This is a genomic window from Homoserinimonas sp. (assembly GCF_056262345.1).
Map to the genome: position 1 here is coordinate 1 of NZ_JBACFR010000159.1, position 2,735 is coordinate 2,735.

Sequence of the window (2,735 nt, forward strand, 5' to 3'; positions counted from 1 at the left end):
GATAGCTTCGTCGACGTGTACGTGTACAGCACCGCGCAGTGGCTGGGCACCTACGCGATTGTCGGCGGCAAGGTTGATTCGGGCTACTGGGCGTTCATGCCCACGCTCACGCCCGGGCCGCACCACCTGGTGTTTGTCGGACAAACCAGCGGCACCGTGAGTGTGTACGAATTCAGCGTGCCCGCCCCGGTGGTCGCCGCAGCGGCGGGCTCCACGCCGGCCGCTCTCGCCAGCACGGGAGCTGAGCCTGCCCCCTGGGCAACTCTCGGCCTGATGTTGATGCTCCTCGGAGCTGGCCTCGTGGCACGCCGCAGGGCGCGCAGCGCTTAGGCCGCGGCGGTCACCCGAATCTCGTTGGCCCACGGGTCGGCGAAGGTGAGCATGCGACCGTCGTGCGCCTGCTGCACGCCTCGTGCAGTGAGGCGCTCGCCGAGCGCGCCCAGATCATCCGTCGACGGCACCTCGATGGCGACCTGGCCGAGTCCCAGCGCGGGGGTTCGGGCTCCAGCTCCGTTGCTTTCCCACGTGTTCATGCCGACGTGGTGGTGGTAACCGCCGGCGCTCACGAAGAGGGCCTGCGTGCCGTATTCGATGGTGATTTCGAAGCCGACGGTGCCCACGTAGAACTGCTTGGCGGTCTGGATGTCGCCGACCTTGAGGTGAACGTGGCCGACTGCGGTATCCCCGACCGTTGCGGCGCTGAGGCCGGCCTCGGTGAGGTTCTCCTGCAAGAAGCGGTTGGGGTCGAGGTAGACGGTGCCCATCTCGACGGAGCCGTTCTGCCATTTCCAGGAGTCGCGCGGGCGGTCCCAGTAGAGCTCGACGCCGTTGCCCTCTGGGTCGTTGAAGTAGAAGGCCTCGCTCACGAGGTGATCGGAGCTGCCGGTGAAGTTGCGCGGGTACGCCCGAGCAACCGAGTAGACCGATGAGGCGAGGTCACTCTTCTCGTCGAAGAGAAATGCCGTGTGATAGAGCCCTGCCGAGGTGGAGGGTGCGTGCTTGAGCTCCGCAGCATGCTCCAGGATGATCGCGGGGCTGCCCGGCCTACCGAGCACCGCGCTGGGGCCGTCGTGGGCGAGCAGCGTGAGGCCCACGCCGTCGCGGTAGAACGCGATCATGGTGTCGAGGTCGGCGACCTTGAGGCTGACCGCGCCCATGGCGGTCTGAGGGGCGAGGATGTTTGCGTTCATAGTTGTAGCAACAACTATAACATGGGGGGTATTCCCCCTAGTGAGAAGCCAGATCCTCGCGCTAATCTCGCGCCATGTCACTACCCATCGACGCTGATTCTGTCGCCGCGCTCGCCACAACGATCGACGGCCCCGTGCTGCTCCCCCATGACGATGGTTACGCCGCCGAAGTCACCGGCTTCAACCTCGCCTACCCTCAGGCCCCCGACGTTGTGGTCGGGGCCGCAAACCCCCGCGACGTTTGCCGCGCCGTCCGCTTCGCCGTGGACCACGAACTCCCCGTGCGGGTCTTCGCTACTGGACACGGCACGCACTCCTCAATCAGCGACGGCATGCTCATTACGACGCGGCGAATGACGGACGTCACGATTGATGAGCAGGCTCGCACCGCCACGGTCGCCGCCGGCGCGACGTGGGCGGATGTTCAGGATGCCGCAGCAGCACACGGCCTGACCTCTATCCCCGGGTCGTCACCGACGGTCGGAGTCGTCGGCTACCTCCTGGGCGGAGGGCTCGGCCCGCTCTCCCGCAGCCACGGGTTCAGCTCCGACTACGTGCGCTCGTTTGAGGTCGTGACCGCGGCTGGTGACATCGTGCGCGCGAGCGCCGACGAGCATCCCGACCTCTTCTGGGCACTCCGCGGAGGGAAGGGCGGTTTCGGAGTGGTGACGTCGGTTGAGCTTGCGCTCGTCGACCTTGCAACCGTCTATGGGGGTGCGCTCTTCTTCGATACCGGCGACATCGACCATGTGCTGCGCAGCTGGATGACCTGGACAGAAACGGCACCCGACGCCGTCACCACCTCGGTGGCACTTCTCAACATGCCGCCGCTCGACGTTATCCCCGAACCGCTGCGCGGCAAGACAGTGTTGAGTCTGCGCTTTGCCTTCCCCGGTGACGCCGACGAGGGGGAACGACTCGTCGCACCCCTCAAGTCGCTCGCCACCCCGCTCATCGACGCCGTGGGAATCCTGCCCACAGCTCAGCTCAAGCTCATCCACTCCGACCCGGAAGCGCCCGCGCCCTCCTGGAGCGACGGTCTGCTGCTCGGGCGGCTGGACGACCGATTCGCCGATACCCTTCTGGCCGGCGTCGGCCCCGGATCCCAGCTTCCCCTCATGGCGGTCGAGATTCGGCACCTCGGGTCGGCGACCGCGGCAGACACGGCTGAGGGCACTGCCGTCGGCGGACGCGGAGCCCTCTACACAATGACGGTCATCGGGGCGCCCGTTCCCGAGCTATTCGAGACGGTGCTGCCGCAGGTCATGGGCGGCATCCGGGCTGCCGTGGCTGAGTGGACCGCGCCAGAAACCACGATCAACTTTGTGGGGGATCCCCACAGCCGTGCAGAGTTCGACAAGGCCTGGCCCGCGGCGACGGCGGCGAAACTCTCCTCGCTGCGCGAAAAATGGGATCCGAGCGGGACTTTCGTGTTCGGCCCGCACTAACCGGCGCCCCGCACTAACCAGCGGCCCGCACTACCAGCGCTGGCGGCTAGAGCGTTTTTCCGAAGCAGACGCTGGCATCGACCCCGGCGTATGGCCC

Annotated in this window: 3 protein-coding genes; 2 read left to right on the forward strand and 1 reads right to left on the reverse strand. The window is 66.8% G+C overall.

Annotation, left to right across the window (positions count from 1 at the left end; translation table 11 throughout):
• Positions 1 to 330, forward strand: a 330-nt coding sequence (locus tag AC062T_RS08015; RefSeq protein WP_476028952.1) for an LPXTG cell wall anchor domain-containing protein, incomplete at its 5' end; no start/stop codon positions are given.
• On the opposite strand, the gene AC062T_RS08020 is transcribed toward AC062T_RS08015, so the two are convergent.
• Positions 327 to 1,190, reverse strand: coding sequence for a VOC family protein (locus AC062T_RS08020; protein ID WP_476028954.1), 864 nt, complete (start codon positions 1,188 to 1,190; stop codon positions 327 to 329). The two genes, AC062T_RS08015 and AC062T_RS08020, sit on opposite strands and share 4 nt — an antisense overlap.
• Before the next feature lie 74 nt (positions 1,191 to 1,264).
• On the opposite strand from AC062T_RS08020, the gene AC062T_RS08025 reads away from it, so the two are divergent.
• Positions 1,265 to 2,638, forward strand: a complete 1,374-nt coding sequence (locus tag AC062T_RS08025; RefSeq protein WP_476028956.1) for an FAD-binding oxidoreductase — start codon at positions 1,265 to 1,267, stop codon at positions 2,636 to 2,638.
• Positions 2,639 to 2,735 lie beyond the last annotated feature (97 nt).